At 38.3% G+C, this 21,972-nt stretch carries 24 protein-coding genes and 1 tRNA gene; 18 read left to right on the top strand and 7 right to left on the bottom strand.

Going from position 1 to position 21,972, the window contains the following annotated elements; genetic code table 11:
• Positions 1-22: 22 nt before the first annotated feature.
• Positions 23-520 carry a hypothetical protein gene (locus CGC50_RS12290; RefSeq protein WP_095911030.1) on the bottom strand — a complete coding sequence of 166 codons (498 nt, stop codon included), beginning with the start codon at positions 518-520 and terminating at the stop codon, positions 23-25.
• A gap of 386 nt (positions 521-906) precedes the next feature.
• Here CGC50_RS12290 and CGC50_RS12285 point away from each other — a divergent pair, with 386 nt between their 5' ends.
• From CGC50_RS12285 to CGC50_RS12250, 8 genes are all read left to right on the top strand, one after another.
• A complete protein-coding gene (locus CGC50_RS12285) occupies positions 907-1,209 on the top strand; it encodes a hypothetical protein (protein WP_232781142.1) in 303 nt (100 codons plus the stop codon).
• 10 nt (positions 1,210-1,219) lie between these two features.
• Positions 1,220-2,128: a DNA-methyltransferase gene (locus tag CGC50_RS12280; protein WP_232781140.1), complete on the top strand. Its 909-nt coding sequence runs from the start codon at positions 1,220-1,222 to the stop codon at positions 2,126-2,128.
• An 11-nt stretch (positions 2,129-2,139) separates the two neighbouring features.
• Positions 2,140-2,952, top strand: a complete 813-nt coding sequence (locus CGC50_RS12275) for a chromosome partitioning protein ParB (protein ID WP_095911029.1) — start codon at positions 2,140-2,142, stop codon at positions 2,950-2,952.
• Positions 2,940-4,262 (top strand): hypothetical protein, encoded by a 1,323-nt coding sequence (locus CGC50_RS12270; protein ID WP_095911028.1) that lies wholly within the window; start codon positions 2,940-2,942, stop codon positions 4,260-4,262. The genes CGC50_RS12275 and CGC50_RS12270 overlap by 13 nt, the downstream gene beginning before the upstream one ends.
• Before the next feature lie 143 nt (positions 4,263-4,405).
• A complete protein-coding gene (locus CGC50_RS12265) occupies positions 4,406-4,702 on the top strand; it encodes a hypothetical protein (protein WP_095911027.1) in 297 nt (98 codons plus the stop codon).
• Positions 4,703-4,708: 6 nt separating this feature from the next.
• Positions 4,709-5,827, top strand: coding sequence for a DUF6338 family protein (locus tag CGC50_RS12260; RefSeq protein ID WP_095911026.1), 1,119 nt, complete (start codon positions 4,709-4,711; stop codon positions 5,825-5,827).
• 74 nt (positions 5,828-5,901) lie between these two features.
• Positions 5,902-6,801, top strand: a complete 900-nt coding sequence (locus CGC50_RS12255) for a DUF6712 family protein (protein WP_157909471.1) — start codon at positions 5,902-5,904, stop codon at positions 6,799-6,801.
• 380 nt (positions 6,802-7,181) lie between these two features.
• Positions 7,182-7,673 carry a hypothetical protein gene (locus CGC50_RS12250; protein ID WP_157909470.1) on the top strand — a complete coding sequence of 164 codons (492 nt, stop codon included), beginning with the start codon at positions 7,182-7,184 and terminating at the stop codon, positions 7,671-7,673.
• 139 nt (positions 7,674-7,812) lie between these two features.
• On the opposite strand, the gene CGC50_RS12245 is transcribed toward CGC50_RS12250, so the two are convergent.
• Positions 7,813-8,655, bottom strand: coding sequence for a hypothetical protein (locus CGC50_RS12245; protein WP_095911023.1), 843 nt, complete (start codon positions 8,653-8,655; stop codon positions 7,813-7,815).
• 103 nt (positions 8,656-8,758) lie between these two features.
• Positions 8,759-9,481: a HipA family kinase gene (locus tag CGC50_RS12240; RefSeq protein ID WP_232781139.1), complete on the bottom strand. Its 723-nt coding sequence runs from the start codon at positions 9,479-9,481 to the stop codon at positions 8,759-8,761.
• Between the two features lie 187 nt (positions 9,482-9,668).
• On the opposite strand from CGC50_RS12240, the gene CGC50_RS12235 reads away from it, so the two are divergent.
• The 3 genes from CGC50_RS12235 to CGC50_RS12225 all read left to right on the top strand — a co-directional run bounded on the left by CGC50_RS12235 (position 9,669) and on the right by CGC50_RS12225 (position 11,120).
• The gene (locus CGC50_RS12235; protein ID WP_095911022.1) at positions 9,669-10,217 is read left to right on the top strand and encodes a DUF4468 domain-containing protein; all 549 of its coding nucleotides are present in this window, start codon (positions 9,669-9,671) and stop codon (positions 10,215-10,217) included.
• Positions 10,218-10,506: 289 nt separating this feature from the next.
• Positions 10,507-10,848 (top strand): hypothetical protein, encoded by a 342-nt coding sequence (locus CGC50_RS12230; RefSeq protein ID WP_095911021.1) that lies wholly within the window; start codon positions 10,507-10,509, stop codon positions 10,846-10,848.
• Between the two features lie 2 nt (positions 10,849-10,850).
• Positions 10,851-11,120, top strand: coding sequence for a hypothetical protein (locus CGC50_RS12225; RefSeq protein WP_157909469.1), 270 nt, complete (start codon positions 10,851-10,853; stop codon positions 11,118-11,120).
• Between the two features lie 54 nt (positions 11,121-11,174).
• On the opposite strand, the gene CGC50_RS12220 is transcribed toward CGC50_RS12225, so the two are convergent.
• Both CGC50_RS12220 and CGC50_RS12215 read right to left on the bottom strand, forming a co-directional pair.
• Positions 11,175-12,395 carry a tyrosine-type recombinase/integrase gene (locus tag CGC50_RS12220; RefSeq protein ID WP_095911019.1) on the bottom strand — a complete coding sequence of 407 codons (1,221 nt, stop codon included), beginning with the start codon at positions 12,393-12,395 and terminating at the stop codon, positions 11,175-11,177.
• A gap of 55 nt (positions 12,396-12,450) precedes the next feature.
• Positions 12,451-12,524: transfer RNA gene (locus tag CGC50_RS12215), tRNA-Met, on the bottom strand.
• Positions 12,525-13,111: 587 nt separating this feature from the next.
• Here CGC50_RS12215 and CGC50_RS12210 point away from each other — a divergent pair.
• The 6 genes from CGC50_RS12210 (at position 13,112) to CGC50_RS12185 (ending at position 17,034) form a co-directional block, all read left to right on the top strand.
• On the top strand, positions 13,112-13,807 hold the full coding sequence (locus CGC50_RS12210) for a MotA/TolQ/ExbB proton channel family protein (protein WP_095911018.1): 696 nt from the start codon (positions 13,112-13,114) through the stop codon (positions 13,805-13,807).
• 3 nt (positions 13,808-13,810) lie between these two features.
• Entirely contained in the window at positions 13,811-14,200 is a 390-nt protein-coding gene (locus tag CGC50_RS12205; RefSeq protein WP_095911017.1) for an ExbD/TolR family protein, read from the top strand.
• Between the two features lie 8 nt (positions 14,201-14,208).
• Entirely contained in the window at positions 14,209-15,039 is an 831-nt protein-coding gene (locus CGC50_RS12200; protein WP_095911016.1) for an energy transducer TonB, read from the top strand.
• Between the two features lie 84 nt (positions 15,040-15,123).
• Positions 15,124-16,035 (top strand): DnaJ C-terminal domain-containing protein, encoded by a 912-nt coding sequence (locus CGC50_RS12195; protein WP_095911015.1) that lies wholly within the window; start codon positions 15,124-15,126, stop codon positions 16,033-16,035.
• Positions 16,019-16,294, top strand: a complete 276-nt coding sequence (locus CGC50_RS12190) for a chaperone modulator CbpM (protein ID WP_095911014.1) — start codon at positions 16,019-16,021, stop codon at positions 16,292-16,294. Before CGC50_RS12195 ends, CGC50_RS12190 begins: the two co-directional genes overlap by 17 nt.
• 23 nt (positions 16,295-16,317) lie before the next feature.
• On the top strand, positions 16,318-17,034 hold the full coding sequence (locus CGC50_RS12185; RefSeq protein ID WP_095911013.1) for a head GIN domain-containing protein: 717 nt from the start codon (positions 16,318-16,320) through the stop codon (positions 17,032-17,034).
• Position 17,035: 1 nt separating this feature from the next.
• Here CGC50_RS12185 and lnt read toward each other — a convergent pair whose 3' ends face one another.
• On the bottom strand, positions 17,036-18,625 hold the full coding sequence (gene lnt / locus CGC50_RS12180) for an apolipoprotein N-acyltransferase (RefSeq protein ID WP_095911012.1): 1,590 nt from the start codon (positions 18,623-18,625) through the stop codon (positions 17,036-17,038).
• Between the two features lie 8 nt (positions 18,626-18,633).
• Positions 18,634-20,148, bottom strand: a complete 1,515-nt coding sequence (locus tag CGC50_RS12175; RefSeq protein WP_095911011.1) for an HAL/PAL/TAL family ammonia-lyase — start codon at positions 20,146-20,148, stop codon at positions 18,634-18,636.
• A gap of 161 nt (positions 20,149-20,309) precedes the next feature.
• Here CGC50_RS12175 and CGC50_RS12170 point away from each other — a divergent pair, with 161 nt between their 5' ends.
• Positions 20,310-21,896, top strand: a complete 1,587-nt coding sequence (locus tag CGC50_RS12170; protein WP_095911010.1) for a hypothetical protein — start codon at positions 20,310-20,312, stop codon at positions 21,894-21,896.
• Positions 21,897-21,972 lie beyond the last annotated feature (76 nt).

Here is a 21,972-nt window from a genome sequence, read left to right as displayed (position 1 = left end):
TTCTTGAATTTTAATTGTTATACTATTTATTAATAAATTCTTTTGCGCTTTCAAAAGTAAATTTCTTAGAATAAAACTCTTTTGAGTACTTTTTGTTTGATTTTACAAAAGCATAATAGTCTTTTAACAGCTTCTTGTTTGACTTTACAAAGTCAAGCACTTCTTGGCTACCCTCTTTATTGGCTGATAACTTAGCCTTACTTGCTTGAGCCTTGCGCTCTGCTGCCTGCTCTCTTCTCTCTATCTCATTAGAAAGGTTCTTTACATACTCTTCATTCTTTTGCAATTCGTAAGCGATTACCCATAGTTGTTTATCAGAGAAGAAGTCTTTTAAGTTCTCAGTGATGATCTTATGAGCTAATGTACCTTGAGGTAAGCTCTTAGTTATTCTATCTCTTACTGATTGAGCTACCTGTCTGCTGTTCTCTTCTATATAATCACCTATTGAACTAATGGTAGATACACTTGGGTTAATGTAGCTTACATCATTATATATGTCTTTGATTGTAATAGTTCTCATTTTGTTTGAATTTTATTTGTTATACTTCTTTCTTTTTGACATTGCAAAGATACGTATTATTTTTTAATGCGCAATGAAAAATAATATTTTTTTACTCTTGCAATAAGTTAAATTTTTCTTAATTAAAAAAGAGGTTGTTTTTTAAAAAAAAAGCGGAAGCAGATGGCTCATTCATATTTCACTCCGATTTTTAAAATTCAAATTGTAAAAACAATTAAGGCGGCAGGGGGCTTTTTTTGCACACTATGAAAATGAAATTGATTTTTAGACTTTTAACATTTTGAAAAACAAAGCAGTGAATGCAAAAATAATGATAAAGCACCCTGTTTTTTCCCGCTGGGGAATGTGTCCTTTATTTATCCTGATAGTTTTTTGACCTTTGCAGCATGGTAGAAAAGATTTTTTTAAAGGACGCTTTGGCAGAAATGCGGAAATTGGACACAGAGAAAAAGCCGATACCCTTTTCCTTGGCAGTACGCACCTATAACAAGCAAAATGGGTTTGGTGGAAAGCTCCTGATATACCATAATGCGACCCTAATGCAACAGCCCAAGGCAAAAAAAGACTTTGAGAAAAACCCTAACCACTGGGACAACAAGACTCGAAATATTAAACTTGCAGACGGCACAATAAAGAAAATTATTATCCTGTTTATAGTGGCTTTTAATGGGAAAGAAGTAGTTTATTAATACAAAAAATATGGAGATACACAACTTGCAATTGTATAATGCCAATAACTTGGAGATTATGGCAACCCTACCCGATGAAAGTATTGATGTGGTGTGCATAGACCCTCCGTACTTGTACTTGAAGAACCAAAAGCTGGAACGCCCTTTTGACGAGCAAAGGTTTTTTGCAGAATGCAAGCGGTTACTTACCAAAAAAGGCTTTATTGTGATGTTTGGTAGGGGTACTTCCTTTTATAGATGGAATACGATATTAGATGGATTGGGCTTTGTATTTAAAGAGGAGGTGATTTGGCATAAAGGGTTTCCTACTGCGCCGACTTTACCAATACAACGCTTCCATGAGACAATTGCTATATACACAAAAGAAAAAGGGAGTATTAATGCAGATGTAAAAGTCCCTTACTTAGAAGTAAAACAGCATAATATAGATACTTTGGTGGGTGATATTAACCGAATTAAGTCAGCATTGAATAATACAAAGGAGTTGGATTTCATGAAAGAATACTTGAGAACGGGACATATCAATGTAAGTAAGAAAAGAAATGACAAGACCAGTGGATGTACAATCTCTAAAAATTCAATTGGTATATTCTCTATACCTACAATGTGCCTGAAAGCAATCAAAGAAGGAATGCGAGAAAGCTCTATTATCAAAGTGTATTATGAAAGGTTTAAACGAATTCACCCGACACAGAAGCCTGTGCGGCTTTTGGAAAGGCTTTTGGCGCTGGTGATTCCTAAGGATAAGCCACGAGAGGAGGTAGTGGTGGCGGATTTCTTTGCAGGGAGTATGAGCTGTATGGAAGCGGTGCACAATATGGGAATGAAAGGGATCGCTACCGAAATAGACCAAGAATATTTTGAGAAAGGAAAACAAAGGATTATGCAACTGCAACCCAAACTTTTAAACGAAGCGTAAAAAATAGTATTATGAGTAAAGATTATGAAGCATTTGTGGAGAAATTTAAGCCTAAAAAAACGACGGATGATTGCTATACTCCTGCAAATGTATATGAAGAAGTCCTAAACTATGTAAGAGAAACATGTGATATAGAAGGTTTGGAAGTAATAAGGCCTTTTTATCCAGGGGGAGACTATGAAAGAGTAACATATACAGAACAAACAGTAGTAGTAGATAATCCTCCTTTTTCAATAATATCACAAATTATAAGATTTTACAATGAAAAAGGAGTAAAATATTTCCTATTTGCACCACACCTAACCCTTTTTGGCACGAACCAAAAATATACAGCAATAGTTGCATCGGCAGATATAACCTATGAAAATAGGGCAAGGGTAAAAACTTCCTTTGTTACTAATATGATGGGCGATTATAAGATTATAGGAGCACCAGATTTGAAAAAAAGAATAGAGACTATACAAAAGAAAAAGCGTGTATCGATCCCTAAATACAGATATCCTGAAAATGTGGTTACCGTATCCCGAATTGCTTGGCTTGTAGAAAAAGGTGTAGGTATAAGGATAAAGGGAAAAGACTTGGTTTATTGTAGAGGATTGGAAAGTCAAAAGAAATATAAAAAGGGCATATTTGGTTCAGGATTTTTGACCTCTGATACAGTAGCAGCAGAGATCAAAGCAGCAGAGATCAAAGCAGCAGAGATCAAAGCAGCAGAGATCAAAGCAGCAGAGTTCAAAGCAGCTGTGGATGTTATTGAATGGGAACTATCAGAGCATGAAAAAGAAATAATAGATTCTTTAACAAAAGAGAGATGGAAAAAATAGATAACGATTTATATATACTCTCTAAGAGTGGGGCGGCTGTGCTCTTTGATAATAAGCATGGCCTTACTGCGCCCAAGGCTAAAAAAGACTTATCCGATACGGATAAGTACTCGGTGTGGGGGGATGATAACCTTTACCCGCAGCAACTGACCGAAAAGCTCAATAAGACAGGGGCGGCCATAGGCGGGCTGGAGGTGCTGATCTCGGCTCATTATGGGTTGGGATTCCGCTTATACCAAGACGTGGAGACAGAAGAAGGAATCGTAACTAAGGAACGCACACGTAACTCTTTCCCTGAGTTGAACCAGTTCTTTAAGGCTTGCCGCTGGGATATTACCATGTCCGAGATCGTGGAAGACTTTGAGACCTACGGGATTGCCTTTGTGGAGTATTTGCTTTCGCCCAATAGGGAAAAGATCGTATCCATAAAACGGCAGCAGGCAGCTCATTGCAGGTTGGGCGTACCTCCTGAAAAAGGCTATGTGGATAAGGTGTATATCAATACCTCGTGGGGTGGTACCTTGGACGAGGAGCTAACGGAGGAAGTGCCCTTTTACTCAGATATGCATTCGGTGGAGAGTCTTAAGGCGTATTGCAAGGAAAAGAAGGTGGATAAATTCATCGTGCCAGTGATGCGTACCCTTACCACGGAGAAGAATTACCCGAAGGTTAAATGGCATAGCTCCTTTGCCAATGGCTGGGTGGATGTGGTGCTCTCGGTGCCTACCTTCAAAAAGTACATGTTTGAAAACCAATTGAACTTGAAATTTGTTATCTATGTGGCGGATGACTTTTTCTCTCATAAGTTTGGCCGCAACGAATGGCAGGAGATGAGCGATGTGCAGAAAGAGCAAGAGCGGCAGAAGACAATCAAGGCGATAGATGAGCACATGAGTGGGAACAAGGCAGCGGGGCGCTCCTTCCTATCGCCTTTCTTTCGAGATAGCTCTGGGAACCTGATACGCGGTATAGAAGTGGTACCCATAGATGACAAGATCAAGGACGGCAACTTCCTGCCCGATGCCAGCGCGGGGAACTCGGAGATACTTTTCCCAATGGGGGTAGATCCTTGTTTGCTCGGGGCGGGTATCCCAGGGGGGAAGAACCTCAGCGGAAGCGGCTCGGACAAGCGGGAGGCCTATACGATCCTCTCCACTCGTATGCCGATCAAGCGTTTGCGTACCTTGGAGATATTCGAGCGGATAAGGGACTGGAACGGCTGGGACGATAGCCTATACGGCAATTTCCCCAATATCAACCTTACGACCTTGGACAAGAATCCTAATGGGCAACAAGTAATCGTAAATTAGGGGGGGTAAAATATACGTGATTTTGTTTCGTTTTTTTGCACATGTTTTTGTACTTCTTTTTGACATGATAAAATCGTGCGACAAATGTTACACATTTTGAAAAAAGTTGTATCTTTGCAGCGTTAATCAAAATGACTACTCATATGAAAGAGATCTTTAATATGAAAGAGATCTTTAATATAAAAGAGCTCTTCAAGTTAATAAGAGAAAGAACTAAACTATTGTGGGTTTCTTTTAAAAGAATGATAGATATACTTTTTACAGATGAAGATTCTCTAATCAGTCCAGAAGGGAGAGAAATACTCTCAGATCCTAAAAAAAGTGAAATCTTTTTTAAGGCATTGAAAGAAGCAGATCAAGAGAGAAAGGAAAAAAACTCAGCAGAACTCATAGAGAAAAAATTGCAATTTTCAGATGGGAGTATGACCGTATTTATATAAAATCTTATGTTACCTGAAGTCGCCTTAAGCTCAATTCTTCTTATAGTCATAGTATTATTTCCTGGTCTTATATTTAGGAGGTTTTACTATTGGTCAAAATTTACTAAACAATTTGTAAAAGGTGAATGGAGTGAACGTATAGTAACTAGTATCTTTTGGGGAATTATTTCACAGGTGATAACACTACTACTTATTAGTTATATACTTTCTATACTTCAAATAAAGTTGTTAGAAAAGGATATCATAGAAAAAATCAGAGATTTTTCTTTTGCAAATATGGATATAGAGGAAGCCAGGAGCTTACTTTTCTTTATATTAGGCTATATCCTATTTTCAATTCTTGTAGCAGGACTTCTTGGTCTTATTCTATACAAATTTGTGCGATGGTTTGAGATAGATATAAGAATAGAGGCTTTTCGCTATTCCAATCAATGGCATTATATTTTTCAAGGAGAGGTTCCTAAGAGCAAAAAGAAAGTGCTTTTTCCTTGGGTAGATGTAACTTTGATTACTCAGCAGGAGGATGGAAAGCAGAAAATGATACAAGGAGTACTAAAAGATTACCAAATAAATGCTACCTCAGGAGATTTGGAATACTTGTACTTGGAAAAAGCGGAACAATATAGCCATACACAAAAAGATTTTAAGAAGATCCTTAGTGATATATTTGTTATTCCTTCTCAGAATATTGTAGATCTAAATATTAGATATAAGTATAAAAATGAGGAAAATAATATAGAAAAGGTAGAGGATGAAAAGAATATAGAAACTAATAAAGGGGATCAAAAGAATGTAGAAACAAAACAAGAGGAGGAAAAGAATATAGAAAAGGTAGAAAAAGAGAAAGAAATAAGAGCAAAACAAAGAAAAGAACTTTTTTTAGCAAGGTTTACGCTTTTTATGATTATTGTCTATATACTTTTCCCATGGATTATAGCAAAAGAAGGTGTAATCTGGTGGAAAAAAATACTATCTTATTTCCCATTATTTATTTGTTTTATACTTATTACAGGAGGGTTTATCCATATAGTCAGTGGGAAGAGTAAAAACTGGTTTTTTACAATTATGGTAATATTCCTATTTTCTTACTTATGTTGGAGGGCAGCTTCTCTATTACTGTTATAACAAAGGCATTGATACAAAAACAAGTCCTTTCCCAAGCGGGGAAGGACTTTTATTTTTGTAAGAAAAAAAAGGATATGTTTGAACGAATTGAAGAGATTAAGGCGTATATCCATGTATCGAAGTATTTGGATATACAGATTTTAAAGCCGTATATAGCTACGGCCATGAGTGAGCGGGTGCGTCCGCTAATAGGTAAGGTGATCTGGGAGAAGCTCACCGATGATTCCTTTGTTATGCCTCGCAAAGCGGAGATATACGAGGGGGTGAAAAAGGCTGTGGCCAACTATGCCATTGCCTATAGTATTCCCTTTGTCAAAATGCACCTGTCCAGTACGGGCGCCAATGCATACCAAGATAATAAGATGGAGCGTTCGCCCTGGTGGGATGTGCGAGACTATGGGCTGAACGCGGTACGCATAGGGGATCATGCTCTGAATAGTGCTGTGGCGCTCTTGGCCACGAGTACCCTTGGGGCGGAGTTGCCCTTTGCCCGTGAGGTGGCGGGTTCGCTCTTTGGCAGTCCGCGGGAGCTGTCGGAGCTGTATTCCATAGGGGATTCGTACGAGATCTTCTTGCGGCTGTTGCCCCTGATGCGGGATATATGGGAGCTATACATAGCCCCGCAGCTGTCGCCCTGTGTGCTCTCGGATATACGCGGGGATGAGACGGCGCTGGGGCTGCTTAGGAAGATCGTAGGTTACTACACCTTGGCCGATGCTGTCTTTATGCAGGGGCTTACCTATACCACTTCGGGAATCGTGCTGCAATGGGAGCAGCTGCCTTGGCAGAAGTCCATGCTGCTAAGCGACACCCAGCTAAAAGCCCTTAAAGAGGGATTCCTGGAACGGGCGCAAAGATATAGGGACCTACTATTACAATATATAAAGGCACACCCTGCATTGTTCCCCTGCTACCAAGGAGAGCCACTCGTACTTAGGGAGCCTGTGGCCAAGAAGTCGGGACTCTATTTCTAATGATTAATGCCAGCAGAGAAAAGAGAAAATGGAAAAGTGCATTTTTTTTTGAAAAATACACTTTTGCGCTAAAAAGTGCTGTTTTTTTTTCCTACATTTCCTACAAAGGGTTAATAAACTAAATATCAATTATTTAACCCAAAAAAAGCGTAGGAAAAGGCGTAGGATTTGTAGGAAAATGAGGATTCTGTAGGAAAGTGTAGGAAAATGAAATGCGGTTTTCCTACAAGAATTTAAGGGAAATTAACGCTAAAAAACCCCTTTGGAAAAATATTTATCTTGATTTTCAGCAACTTATGTTTTTTGTAGGTTTTGTAGGAAATGTAGGAAAAAAAAATCGGGGTTTTTGGAAAAAAAACGAAAAAATAAAAAAAAAACGTATGTATAAGAAGTTGAAAGATTATTTTCATCACTTGGCCGATAAGCATGTGATGATACAGGAGCACGTGGGGTATTTCTCCCGTGAGATTATCGAAAAGCAAAGTAGCTTTGCTGGGATCGCTTCTCCATTCTTGGCAATCTATGATTATGAATTGGGCTTGGACGGGGGCGAGCTGAACACCTTGGGGCGTCGTAAGCTCGTCTTTAGTATCGTGTATGCCGATGCGCCACACGATGATTTTGAGGGGCAGCAGGAGAAGATAGACCAAGCGGAGCGTATCGCCTTGCAGCTCTTGGCGCGTATCAGGTGGGACAGTCACCAGCGGGATCATTTCCTATATGGTGCCTTTGAAAAAGACTTGACGCGTATTTTCCCTATCGAGGAGCCACAAGCACACTTGTACGGGGTAGATGTGGAGGTGCATTTTAAGACCAAGGCGCCCTTAGAGGTCAATGCAGCCGACTGGGAGGATACGTTCTTGACGTGTTAGGTGTTGGATAAGAGAGCGTAAGAGAGATTTAAGAGAGGTTTTAGGATTGAAGCCCTTTGTTTGTAGGCTCTTAGGATTGAAAAGTAAAGAGAGAATTAAGAGAGCAGAAAACTAAAAGCCCCCAAAAATGGGGGCTTTTTTAGGCGGCAAAGTAAGGATTTATTCCATATTCTGTGATATAATCAGAAATTCTATCAATATCGCTAAGCTCTGTATAATCTATAAGTTTAGTGTTTCGTAATTCTTGCCAGAGCTTGTGATTTTCTTTGAGCTCTTTAGAGGGTTCCTCTCCTACAAGGAAATATTTCCCTCTTTTGTTTTGGGCACTATCCAATATCTTAGTAAGAGAAATAAAGCTATTGATATTGTTCCCCAGTGTTTGAATACTTTTCTGTAAGTTGAGCATATTTCCAGCAAAAGGGGCATCATTTTTCCCTAAGAAATTCACCTTTGTACTTATAAGGAGTTCATCAATGTCATTGTTAGTTATCTCAATATCAATATTTACTTTTTCGGAATTTCTCTCATAGAAAGCGATGGACTGAGGTTTTTTTAAAATATCTATATCCTTTGCTTTGTCTATTTGTGAGGGATAACGAAAGACATACATTTCAAAGAATTTTTTAAAAATATCCTCATTAAGAGTAATATCTACATTGGTAGTTTCCCCGAAGCAAACTAAGTTATTTGTATATTTATTTAGATATGACAAATATTGCTTGTTAGCCCAAGTTTTAAAAAATTCATTTTCTGGGAAAAGCGTTTTTTCTTGTTCAGGATAGAAATTTTTATAAATAGATTTTAAATATTGTTTTACCACAAGGAAAGAATCATTAGTAAATAAGTGTTTTACTTTGTTTAATTTTTCCTCTGAATAATTAAAATAAGCTTCCTCACGACCTACCATGATGAGTCCTATACTAAATCTATCTTTAGATAAAGTATTAGAGGAAAGGTATATAGGGCAGAGTAAAGTATTCATTGCTTAGGAATTATAAGTGTTTGTATATATGTTCTGAAATTCTTATCGCAAATATTGAGCCAATTTTTAGAAAAGAGTTCATTTATCTTTGTTTCATATTGGCTTATATTGATATTCCATTTCGGAGGAATTTGTTGATATATATATTGCTTAGTTCTTTCTTACAACTTTCGACTAAAGAAGGGAAAAGACTCAACAGAGAATCCACTTTTTTAACGATTTGGGTGTCTTTTTTGAATAGAAGTACAGCTAATTCAGAATTTAAAAGGGTATCCTCTTCTGTTATATTGGCAAGTCCTTGGGTGTAAGCAATAGAGGAATTGAAAATTTCGGTGTTATCAATAATATAGAAAAGGGTATATCCTCTTCCTCCTTCAATGGTTTTTAGCAAAAGATTGTAATTTCCACAATTTCTATCTTCATTAGAGAGCCAGATGTCAAAAAGAGAAATTTTTAGTAAATCATCTTTATTTTCTATTTTTCGAACGACTTCTTTATTACCTAACATAGAGGAATTGACGTCAAGAGCATCTATTAAAAGCTGGGATCCAAAACATTCTTTTTCAAAAAATCTTCGTTCTAAGCCCCTTTTATCACTAAATTTTTGTACATGTTTGTCATAGTCTATCTCAATTAAAGCGCTTTCAGGGATACAAATATCCCACAACTTAGCAAATTCGTAAGCTAATAATTCATTGAAAAGTTTTTGAATATCTCCATATTTACATACCCATTGTTTATTGTCATCACCCATGATTTCAATAGGTCTACTTCCTTGTGTATCATATCTTTTCAGAATAGTTTGTATACTTTTTACTCTTTTCAATTGTACAAATTTAATAACAAAAAGAATCTATTTTTGTATCTCATTTTGCAGGTACAAAATGTAAGTGCAAAAATATACAATTTTTTTATATTATAAATAGGGGAAGGTGTTAAAAAAAATATTTTTTCCAAAGTTGTCCTTTTGATTTTTTTTTGTATCTTTGCTGTGTGTTTTTAAATAAATCAAGATGAAAAAAATTTTGTTTCTTCTCTTACTAATTACATGGTTTAGTAGAGCACAAGAAGGAGACCCAAGTCCTTATCAATTTACGGAGGTTATTAATGTAAAATCTTCTTTGTCAGCAAAGCAATTACAAGCAAATGCAAAAATTTGGTTTACAGAAACCTATAAAGATCCACGAGAAGTGATTCTTTTAGATGATCCTGACAATCATATTTTGCTTGGAAGAGGTGTAATGAGATATAGTAGTAAAATTTTTGTAGGAGGAACAGGAAGACAGGGGTGGATTATGTATGATATCAAAATAATGTGTAAAGATGGAAAGTATAAATATGAATTTACAAATTTTGTTCATACAGGAAAGGGATATAATTTAGGACTTATCACAAATGAAAAATATTTATCTACTTTTACAGGATCAGCGGCTGGTGGAGAAAAGTATAAAACAAAAGTAACTAATGAACTAAGAGAATTTATAAAAAATGATATAGAACCATTGATTGAGCGCTTAAAAAGATATATGGATAAGGCCTTACCTACACAAGAGGATTGGTAAGGAATAAGATTTTTTTACTTTATAAGTAGCCCTGCAATTTCTTGCAGGGCTTTTTTATTGTTTAGTAAAGGGTAAAAAAATTTTTTCAAAAAACATTTGGAGGTTTCAAAAAAAGTTGTACCTTTGCAGCGTTCAAACTTTGCGGCTTTTTCGTGTCCGCATATCACATAAAGATTTTCGAATACTCACAGCGTGAGGGTGTAGCTATATAGTAATATATAGCAAAATTTGCGGATATATCCGGCAAGGTTTGAACAGCACCTACTCACGCTTTTTTATTTTTTATACTATGTTCAAACCTCTAACCTCTCACCATGTAGCATTGACTATATCGTGGGCAGCTGGTCGCACGGATCGGCTTTTTCTTCAAAGTTCGGGCTGCATAAAAAGCCCTGATGATTATGAACCTGTGGACGATCCTGCGGTGGTGGATGTCATCGCACGGGAATGTTTTCACTTTTTGCTCAAGGATACCGCGTGTAACTTCCTGCTTGCCTATCGTGATGGGCAGTGGCATGTATCCACTTCTGCGGGTACTACTTCTGACCTCTCGTTTCCGATTGCTGTGATACACGCTTATGGATCTTATTACATTTCCCAAAACCAAAAAGAAAGGAGGGCTGCGCTATGAGAATGGATAACAAATTACCACGCCCACTGAATGAGCAACTGGGGATAAAGCTCTCTGGATGGCTCTTCGAAGTAGCCAACAAGATTTCACAATCGGAGGATATACAGGAAAGGCTGTTTCAGTTTCCGGATCTGTTAGAGGATAGTTCCTTCTTTGATGAAGAAGAAAAAACGCTGGTCAGGTTCGTATTCTCTCGGATACTGTCGCTGTCTTTCATTACTCAGAAGCACTTGGAAGAGATCGAGGAATTTTACGAGGAATACAATAATTAATGATTAATGCCAGCAATGATTAATGACGAGTGACTAATGACTGACCACTGACGACTAACCACTGATCAGTTGGGAGTAGTCCTCTGGGAGCTCGGCGTCGATGTCACGGAGGTACTTCTCAAGGGCTGCAAAAGTAGCATGTCCTGTGATGAGCATTAGGCGGCTCTTGGTCTCAAGGGGTGGGTACTGCTCGCGGAGCTTGCGGTATAGTTTGGTAATGGAAGTATGTCGGAAGGAATAGAGCCCGTAGTCCTCGCCCAGTGAAAAATGTTCTTTGACTTTTTTGAATCTTTTGCTCCAGTAATCTCTTTTGTTCGTTTCGGAGGTTTCCCAAGGGCCTAAGCCCTCGGGGGCAAAAAGGAAATGGTTGGGGTTGGCACCCTTGAGGTATAGGAGTTCGGAGAGGAGTATTTCGGGAATGATTTTGGTTTTTCTGGCTTTATTCTTTGCCTCGAAGGTCAAGCGTTTCTCTTCTAAGGATATATCTTTGACTTGTAGGCGGCAGACCTCGATAGGGCGCAGAAAGTTATAGCTAATAAACTTGATGAAGAGCAGTAGCTGTGGATCATGTTGGCCAATGTATTCGAAGAGGGTATCCTCTTGTACCTTGGTATAGGTTTTATTGCGGTGTGGATCGGTCTTAAGTACTGGAATAGATGAAATGAAATTGTTAGGGACATGCTGGTTATCCTCTAAGTACTTGAACAGGATAGAGAGAGCAGCACGGGTATTATTCCTGTTCTTAGGACTTGTCTTAAGGAGAATATCGTTAAGGAAATTGGTAGCTGTTTTTTTGGTAATAGCGGTAACAGCTCGCCCTTTGAAGTTATTTTGTTCGAGCCATTTCTCAAATGTACGAATACGATATTGGTGGTTCTTGAAAGAGCTTTCTTTCATAGTAGCCTGAGCATGTGTCAGTGACAAATCGAAAGCCTCATGAATGGAGAGGAGCTTGTTCTCGGTGTATTTGTCCTCATAAGGATTGAATCCCTCTCTGAGCTTGCGCTCCAGTATATCACGGAGTCTCCTGATTACTGTACGCCTCTGGGAAAGGGTTTTGAAAGATCTATTGATTTTTAGGTAAATGGGATTTTGCCGAACGAGCTTTCCTGTATGTGGGTGCCGATAGGAATAATAAATATACCAGCGCTTGGAGAGATCCCCTCCAGCGTCGTATATCTTAGGCTTTGTGAACTGACCTTTGTTACTCATATCGTATTCGAAAGTGTATTCGGTAGCGTATTCGGTCTGTAAAATTTTGAGTATTTTATCCATGAAAAGAGAGGGTTTGTAGGATACAAACCACTCTCTTTCAAAGATTTACATTTTGTAGCGAAGACGGGATTTGAACCCGTGACCTTTGGGTTATGAATCCAACGCTCTAACCAACTGAGCTACCTCGCCATTATTTTTTTCAGGTTGCAAAATTACACTTTTTTTTGGTATATCCAAAATTATATTGAAAAAATTTATACCTTTATAATATTTTGATTATCAATATATTACAAATATAATTGCTTTATTATCCGAGAAACAACCTTAAATCTACCGAAAAAATAGGAATTTTTTTACCCCTTACATAAGGAAATTTGTTTTTCCCTTCTACTTTTTTTACTTATCTTTGCAGTCTCATTTGCAAACAAAAAATCCGAGTACTTTCGTAGCTCGGACTTTCGTGAAAAAACTAAACAATTATAAGATTATCTTCTATAAGTAAGCTATATCTTTAATAACTCACTTTATTATTTCAACACTTATGAAAAATTGTAGTATATAATACCTCTTTATTTCAAGTGCAAAGATACGAAGGTTTTTTGAACCAACAAAAAAAAACAATGATAAAAAAAAGTTAAAAATAATTCTCTTCGTTTTTTTGTTTAAATCTGTTAATACTATTGCATTTTGAAAGGTAAAATGATAAAAATATTTAAAAATATTTTTCTTTATAGGAAAAGATGTAATTTTGCTACCGAAAACTAATAAAAAAAGATATGTTATTATTACAAGCAAATACATTAGCAGATGCTGGACAACCTTCTGCTGAGGTGCAAGAGGAGAGTTTGTCTATAATGGACCTTATTTTCAATGGTGGTCTGGCCAATACCATTATTATAGGTATCTTGTTTCTGATGTTAGCCATGAGTCTTTACATTTATTTCGAGAGAAGTTTTGCCATTGGTGCCGCCAAGAAGATTGACAGCAATTTCATGAATATTATCCGTGATAATATTTCTTCTGGCAGAATAGAAGCAGCTAAGAATCTCTGTTATCAATATAATAATCCTGTAGCTCGCTTGGTAGCCAAGGGAATTTCTCGTATAGGAAAGCCTATTGACGATATCCATAAAGCTATTGAGAATGCTGGATCTTTGGAGGTATATAAGTTAGAGAAGAATGTATCTCTATTGGCTACCCTGGCTGGGGTAGGTCCTATGATTGGTTTCTTGGGAACGGTTGTGGGGATGGTCATGTCTTTCCATGCTATGGCTACCAGTGGCGGACAGGCGGATATGAGTATCTTAGCTGGAGGTATCTATACCGCCATGACAACTACTGTCGCAGGACTTATCGTCGGCATTGTCGCTTACTTAGCTTATAACCACTTGGTTATGAGAATCAATAATGTCACTCAAAAACTTGAGGCTACCACAGTAGACTTCTTGGATATGTTGAACGAACCTGTTTAGAAAATGAGTATCAAATCAAGCAATAAAGTAACGCCAGAATTCAGTATGTCCTCCATGACGGACATCGTTTTCTTGCTCTTAATTTTCTTCATGCTTACGGCGTCCAACAATCCTAAAGTCTTGGATATGTTGTTGCCTAAAGCCCACGGAAAAACTTCTGGCATTCAGAATGTGGCGGTGAGTATCAATAAGGATTTGCAATACTTTGTCAATAACAAGCCTGTAGACACCTCTGATATGGAAAGTGAACTGAAAAGTGCGCTCTCAGGGGTCGAAAATCCTACTATTATCCTTCGGGTGGAAGAGAGTGTTCCTATTGAGAATGCTGTCTTGGTAATGGATATTGCCAACCAAAATCAGTATAAACTGATACTGGCAGTACGTCCTAAATAATTATTATTATGGTGTTAGATACAGTTCATAAGCAAAAATCTTTTGTTCTTACTTCGATAATCATGACTTTGATTATCTTATTGTTATTGGTATTTAGGATGAGCCTCACCTCCATCCCTCCTGAGCAGGAGGGAGGCATCGCTATTACTTTTGGAACAGATAAAGTAGGCCGTGGAGAAATCTCTCCTGCTCAGCCCTCGCAAGCTGTATCTCCTCCTGATCCTTCTCCTACTCCCCCACAGCCTACCGAAACAACTCCTCAACCTGCTGAAAATGTGCTCACTCAAGATACTGACGAGGAAACTGTAGCTATTCCTAAAAAGGAAACTAAAAAGCCTAAAAAAGAACCTCAACCTGAAAAAAAGAAAAAAGAACAGAAACCTGAAGCCTCCACTACCAATGCCCTGGCCAATGTGCTCAACGCTTCTAACAAAACCTCTGCTCAGGGAAAAGGAAATGGCAATCAGGGGGATGATAATCTTGATGGCTACAAAGGTGACCCTAAGGGAGACCCTTATTCTAATAGTTTCTATGGCGGGGATGGCTCTGGTGGCAATGGTAAGGGATGGGGACTCAATGGCCGCCGATACATAAGTGGAGAAAAAATATTCCAAGATTGCAATGAATCGGGATTCGTCGTAGTACAGATAGAAGTCGATAGATCTGGAAAAGTAATTCGCGCCAAAGCTGGTGAAAAGGGTACTACCAACAAGGCGCCTTGCCTATTAGAGGCTGCTCGCAAGTCGGCTCTTACTTATAGATTTAATCCCGATGACAAAGCTCCTCAGACTCAGATCGGTTTTATCTCTATGCATTTCAAACTGGGAGAAAACAAATAATTCTTTGAATATTATTAGGTTATTCCAATATTTTGCAGTACATTTGTCTCATTATAAAAATAAATTCTAATATTCTATATACCAATGGCTTATATTGATTATTATAAAGTTTTGGGGGTGGATAAGTCCGCTTCCTCTAAAGAAATTAAGAAGGCTTACCGCCAGCTGGCACGAAAGTATCATCCGGATATGAATCCTAATGACAAATCGGCAGAGCAGCGCTTTAAGGAAATTAATGAGGCTTATGAGGTATTGGGCAACTCCAAAAACCGAGCTAAGTACGATAAGTATGGTAAGGATTGGCAACATAGTGAGGCCTTCGAAAATGCACAACGACAAGGAGGAAATCCTTTTGGAGGATTCGAAGGGGCTACTTATACCAATGAAAATGATTTCTCGGATTTCTTTAAGGAAATTTTTGGCAAGGAAGCTGGATTTGCCAGAAGTAATTATGGATCCGCTTATGGAAAGTTCAAGGGACAAGATCTCCAGACTGTAATCTCCCTCTCTCTCGCAGAAGCCGCCACTACACATCCTGTAACTTTTTCAGTCAATGGTAAGAATATCCGTATCACACTCCCTGCTGGTGTCCAAAATAATCAACAGATAAAACTCAAAGGATATGGTACTGAAGGAGTCAATGGAGGACCTAATGGAGACTTGTATATCACCATTCATATACACCCAGATCCTATCTTCGAAAGGGTCGGTAATGACTTGAAAACTAAAGTGACTATTGATATGTATACGGCTATCCTCGGCGGAGAAGTTCAGGTCAATACTCTTTCGGGGAAGGTAAAGCTTAAGGTAAAACCTGAAACTCAGCCAGGCACTACCGTACGCCTCAAAGGAAAAGGATTCCCTGTCTATAAGGAAGGAGCTTTCGGAGATCTCTTTATCACTTACACAGTAGAACTCCCTAAGAATCTCTCTGACAAGCAAAAACAATTACTTGAACAAATGAAAAAACTACAAGAAAATGGAACAACCGCTTAGAATTTCAAAAACTAAAGTAATTAGAACTTACAAAATCAAATCTTCTTTTTTCAATGCTTTAGTCGATAATGGATTGATTAAAACCGAAGTAATTGATAGGGTTACTTATGTACACTATGACCAATTAGCTTCCTTAGAACGCTTTGTCAACTGGCATTATGACTTGGAGATCAATGTGCCAAGTATGCAGATCATCCACCGCCTTTTGGAGCAAATTAAGACCTTACAAGAGGAAAACCAAAAACTAAAAAGAAAATAATAACCAAACCCAAAAATCTAATTATGAAAAGAATAGTTATCTTATGCACTTGCCTATTATTATGGATAGGTTGTAGTCGCTCTTTTCCCGTAATCAAGGGAGATAACTCAATCATCTCCAAAGAAAGAAACCTCCCCTCTTATAGCCAAATCAACTTAGAATGTAGTGCAGATATTATCCTAACAAAGGGACAAGTAGGGAATATAACTCTTAAGGCTTCTCAGAACATAGAACCGTATGTGATTACTGAGGTAACTAATGGAGTACTTACCATAAAACTATCTCCTGATTTTTCTTTCCAGTTTACAAGAAAGTTAGAACTTTATATCCCTGTGGATGAGTCCTTGAGCAAAATATCTGTTTCAGGATCGGGAGATATTAGTTCTCGCGAACAATTACATGTTAAAAACCTGACTTGCAAGGTTGTAGGAAGTGGTGATATAGATCTTTCTCTACAAGCGGATTCTTTGTCTGTCTCTATCAAGGGTAGTGGTGATATGGATATCAAAGGCACTACTGGGACTCTTGATGTAACCATTGCTGGCAGTGGCGACTTCCAAGCTGATGAACTCATAACCAAGCAAGCTACAGCATCCATCAGTGGTTCTGGCGATGTGGAACTTTATGTAACAGAACTACTTTCTGCCATTATCCGAGGATCGGGAGATATTACTATCAAGGGAAATCCTAAGAAAGTAGATGTCCAGACCAAAGGCAGTGGTAGGGTAAGATACCTATAAACTATACTTCACTCCTTTTCTTCAGAAAAGACATCAGGAAAATTCCTATTCCTATAAAAGCACTAAGGCGAGCTATATAATCTCCATAGCGAACATATGTAGTTATGTTCTCATTGGCAAGTACAGTTCCCCTTAGTGCTCCTTTTTTCCCATATCCTAAGGATTGGATGATTTCACCTCGCTGATTGATAAAGGCAGATATCCCCGTATTGGCACTACGGGCTATGCTCTTACGTGTCTCTATGGCTCTTAGGCGTGTATAGCTTAGCAGTTGCTTGTGTCCTTGGGTATCTCCCCACCAAGCGTCATTGGTGAGTACTCCTAAGAATTGGGCACCTTGCTTTATATATTCGTTCACATAGGCTCCATAGATGGATTCATAACAGATCACAGGTGCTACTTTCTCTTGGGATACACTACTTAATACACTGGGAATCTTTTGGGTCGTTTTCACGGCTACTGTGCCCCCTAAATCAATCATAATATTGCCCAGAATAGGTCTTAGCACAGATTGCAAGGGCATATTTTCTACTCCTACGACCAATTTCGACTTATGATGAAAGCCCATAATACCATAGGTATTGAGCAAAAAGGCGCTATTGTAATCATTGAACCAATAGTTTTGCTGTGGGTTATAGTTGCTCTGTGCCCCTACCTTATTCTCATCGGTAAGTACTTGATAGATCGCCGCTCCCATAACCCAATTCAGTTGGGGATATTTCTCCAATAAAGGGTGCATACTGGCCACTTCTTTTCCTCGGGAGATATCGTCCAAATGGTATACACCTTGCGAAATTACAGTCTCTGGAGTGAGTACAAAGTGAGTCTGTAGAGTAATTTTTTTCTCTGCTAATTCCTGCAATAGGGTTATAGTCTCTTCATTGGTAAGACTGTATTTCTCCTCATAGGGGTCTATATTGGGCTGTAGGACAACGACTTCTATAGGCTTCCCCTGCTCTGTATAGTGCGAATATATACCCAAAGAAATGATTATAGGCAAGAGTAGCAACAATCCTATGCCTGCTATTCGCTTGTAAAACAATTTTTTATCCTTCTCCTGCAAAAAGAAACGCAAGGTATGGAATAACAACACATTGACTACCAACACCCACAGACTCCCTCCAAAGATTCCTGTATATTCGTACCATTGTATCCAACTAATATTCTCTGAAAAAACATTCCCCAAGGAAAGCCAAGGCCAAGAGAAATCCCAATGATGATGGAATTTCTCAAAGGCAATCCATATAGTTATAAAAAATATAATGCTTATCTTGGTGCTATTTCTCTTGGCTACTATATGATAAGCCAGAAAAACTAAGCTCATCAACAGGCTATTGACCAAAAAAGCAAAGAGGGAACCCACTACAGTGGAGTTCCATATCCACCATGTAGTTAGGGTGTTCCATACCAAAAAACTAAGGTAGGAGCAGAGAAATACTTTACCTTTGCTTGCCTTCCCGGTACTACGTAATTGGTATTCTACCCACAATAGGGGAACCCAAGCTACAAAGACTAATAGGGATATACCATAGGTTGGCCAGGCAAGGGCTAACAATATGCCTGTCAGAAGTGCCAAGAATAAGTGTTTCATAGTTTTTACTAATTGTTCTTTAGAAATGCCTTTACTTTTGCCAAATAGGGATAGGGGGTGATATCTTCTTTGAAGAAAGGAATAATCTGTCGTATCTCTTGATACCACTTTTGGGTAGTGCTGGAGAGTTTGTCCTGATAGCCCAGTATATCTATGGCTTGTGCGATAGTAATAGCTTCTATAGCCAGCACCTCAAGGGCGTTTTCTATGACTTTATGAGTAAGGGTGGCAGCATTGGTACCCATACTTACTATATCTTGATTGTCATTGTTGTTAGGAATACTGTGTACATACATGGAGCTTGATAGAGTCTGGTTCTCTGCCGTTGTGGAGGTCGCAGTGAACTGGATTCCTTGCATGCCAAAGTTGAAGCCTAACTTGCCTGCATTGACAAAAGCAGGAAGTATCTCATTGATTTTTGGATTCAGTAGGTAGTTCAGTTGTCGCTCACTGAGCATACTAAGGCGGGTAATGGCCAATTTGAGCTTGTCCATTTCCAAGGAAATATAATCGCCGTGAAAGTTACCTCCATGGAACACTTGTTGGCTTTCCATATCTATAATAGGATTATCATTAGCCGAATTGAGCTCTCGAGTGGCTACTTCTTTGGCTTGGGATAGGGTCTCATAGATAGGCCCCAGTATCTGGGGAACACAGCGTAGGGAGTAGTATTCCTGTACCTTATCTTTGAAAACGGTTTCTTTATGTTCACCTTTGTATAAGTGGTCAGCACGCTTTCTTGTCAGCTGGCTGTCTGTGAGGTAGTCACGCATCTTGCGTGCTATAAGTTGTTGTCCTTCATGTCTCTTGGCGGCATTAAGCTCCTCTGAGAAATGGTCATCATAGCTCCTTACCAGCTCATTGATGGCACAGGAGAGCTTGACAGACCAATTCAGCAAAAGTGTAGCATAATGGATATTCACCAAGGCAATACCTGTCATCACTGAAGTTCCGTTCATCAGAGCGATGCCTTCTCTAAGGTGTATCCTTAGGGGCTCAAGTCCTTCTTCCTTGAAGACTTCTTGGGTAGGGCGTCGCTCTCCCTTGTAGAAGACTTCTCCTTCTCCTATAAGCACTAAAGCCAAGTGGGCTAATTGTACCAAATCGCCACTAGCACCTACACTCCCATGCTGAAAAATTAAGGGCGTAATATCTCTGTTGATGAGTTCTTTCATCAGGTATATCAGGGAAGGATGCACCCCTGAGCGACCTAAAGAGAGAGTATTGAGCCTACAGAGTATTGCCGACTTTACAACTTCCGGAGAAAAATAGGCTCCCATACCAGAGGAATGACTGCGTATAATGTTGTATTGTAGGGCTAACTGATCTTCCTCTTCTATTCTATACTGAGCCATTGGCCCAAATCCTGTATTTACTCCATAGATAATCTTATCTTTGGAAAAGTTTTTTAGAAATTCATAGCTCTCTCTTACCGTTTTCTCTGTCTCTGCGGAGATTTCTACTTTTTTATGATCAAAAACGATCTTTGCAAATTCTTCAAATGAAATTGAATATGATTCCATGTTATAGGTTTGTCTGCTTTTTCTAACAGGAGCAAAGTTAGTGAATAAAACTATATCAGGCAATAGGGTAGAAAAATTTATTTTTCTTTTAGTGCTTTTTCTTTGTCGCTAATGAAGTTTTTTGTATTTTTGTCCCTTGTAAAACTCTTAATCATAGCCTCATGAATAGATTATTCTTACTTCTGTTCTTGCTCTCCTGCTTCGGTTGGGCTCAAGAAAAAATCTACATCGACAATAGTGGAAACCCTGTCTCTCAGGACAAGGCATCTCTCTATCGTACCATCTCTGAAAAACAGGGAATTTATCACATCAAGGATTTTTACCTCAATGGCAAGCTCCAAATGGATGCTTTTTCTAAAAATAAAGACTTTAGAGGAATCGAAGAGCTTGTGGGCAAATTCACTTTTTATCTCGAAAACGGGAAAATAGAAATCCAAGGAGAAGAGAAAAAGGGGGAACTCAAGTATAAAATGTTCGATGAAAAAGGTCGTATAACAACCCTCTATAGTAAGGATGCTAAGGACAATGAAATCTCTCAGTCTTATTATTATCCCGAAGAAAAGGATAACTTCAACATTGTTTATTTTCAAGAAAATGGGGAAATAAAAAAGATCGTTCTCTTTGATAAGGATCTCTCCAAGATTCGTATAGAGCGCTTCACTCAGGACAATGGCAACATACTCTCTCATTATTATGACGAGCGTGGTAAGCTCATCGGCTCTCGCCTGACTAAGGATGATGACTCGCCCGCCGAAGGTACTGAAGTAGAATACTATTTCAACCCCGCTCAGGTGAGAATGATTACTCAGTGGGATAACAAGGGTAATATTACTACCAAAAAGGAATTCTATCGTTCCGCAAAAGTATTCTCTGAAAGAACAGTCCGCCAGAAAGATACTATCATTACTTTCCTTAACCCTAAAAAAAAGAAAATGGGAGAACTTCTTATCAAAGAAGGACATCCTTACCAAGGAGTAGCTTATAACTTGGATGAAAGTGGAGTGCTTCAGGGAAAAGAGGATTACAAATTGGGTATTCTAAGTGAAAGTACCTTTTTTTACAAAAATGGAAATGTCAAACAAAAGGTGGACAACGATATCCATGGAAGTATAAGCAAGATTACATACTTCAATAAGAACAAATCACAAAAGGGAATCGTCTCCTTCAGAAATGAAACGCCTTATGAGGGCTACCTCTATGACAATTTGGAAAAAAATGAAAGCTATGTATTCTACAAAGAGGGGGAAATAAATGAAATAAAACAATTAGATGATACTAACCATCTTCGTTTTTACAAAAAAGTACAAGAAAATGGCGAGGAAATAGGAGATATTTATAATAAAAAGGGCGAGAAAGAGTTTCATTATATCATCAAAAAAGAAAAAGATAAAGACAGCTATGATATAAAGACTACCATATCATTCAAACAATTCAAAAATGGTAAAGAAATTCATTCAGGAGTCATAAAAGATGGTATCCTTAGTCAAGGAAGTATCCGATTGAATAATCGATATTACGAAAATGCTGATTATATCTACAAAATAGTAGATAATAAGATTGTAAAAGATCATTTCTATAAGGATAAGATCTTCAAAACAGAAATTCTTTACTTGGATTACAAAAAGGAAGAAGATAGTGTGTTCCATCCTTACTTAGATGGTTTCGAAATTAGCGAAGAGGATTTCCAACCTTATATGAACAATCCTACTTTCTACCATCCTATCATGGAATCTTCTAACAGATACTAAAGATAAAATGCCTAAGGGTTTATTATATTTCCTTCTACAAGCCTTTTTATCTCTATGCGTCTTAGACCGGACTGTC

The organism is Capnocytophaga gingivalis (assembly GCF_002302415.1).
GTDB classification, from domain to species: Bacteria; Bacteroidota; Bacteroidia; order Flavobacteriales; family Flavobacteriaceae; genus Capnocytophaga; species Capnocytophaga gingivalis.
This window is presented reverse-complemented; position numbering and strand designations above follow the sequence as displayed.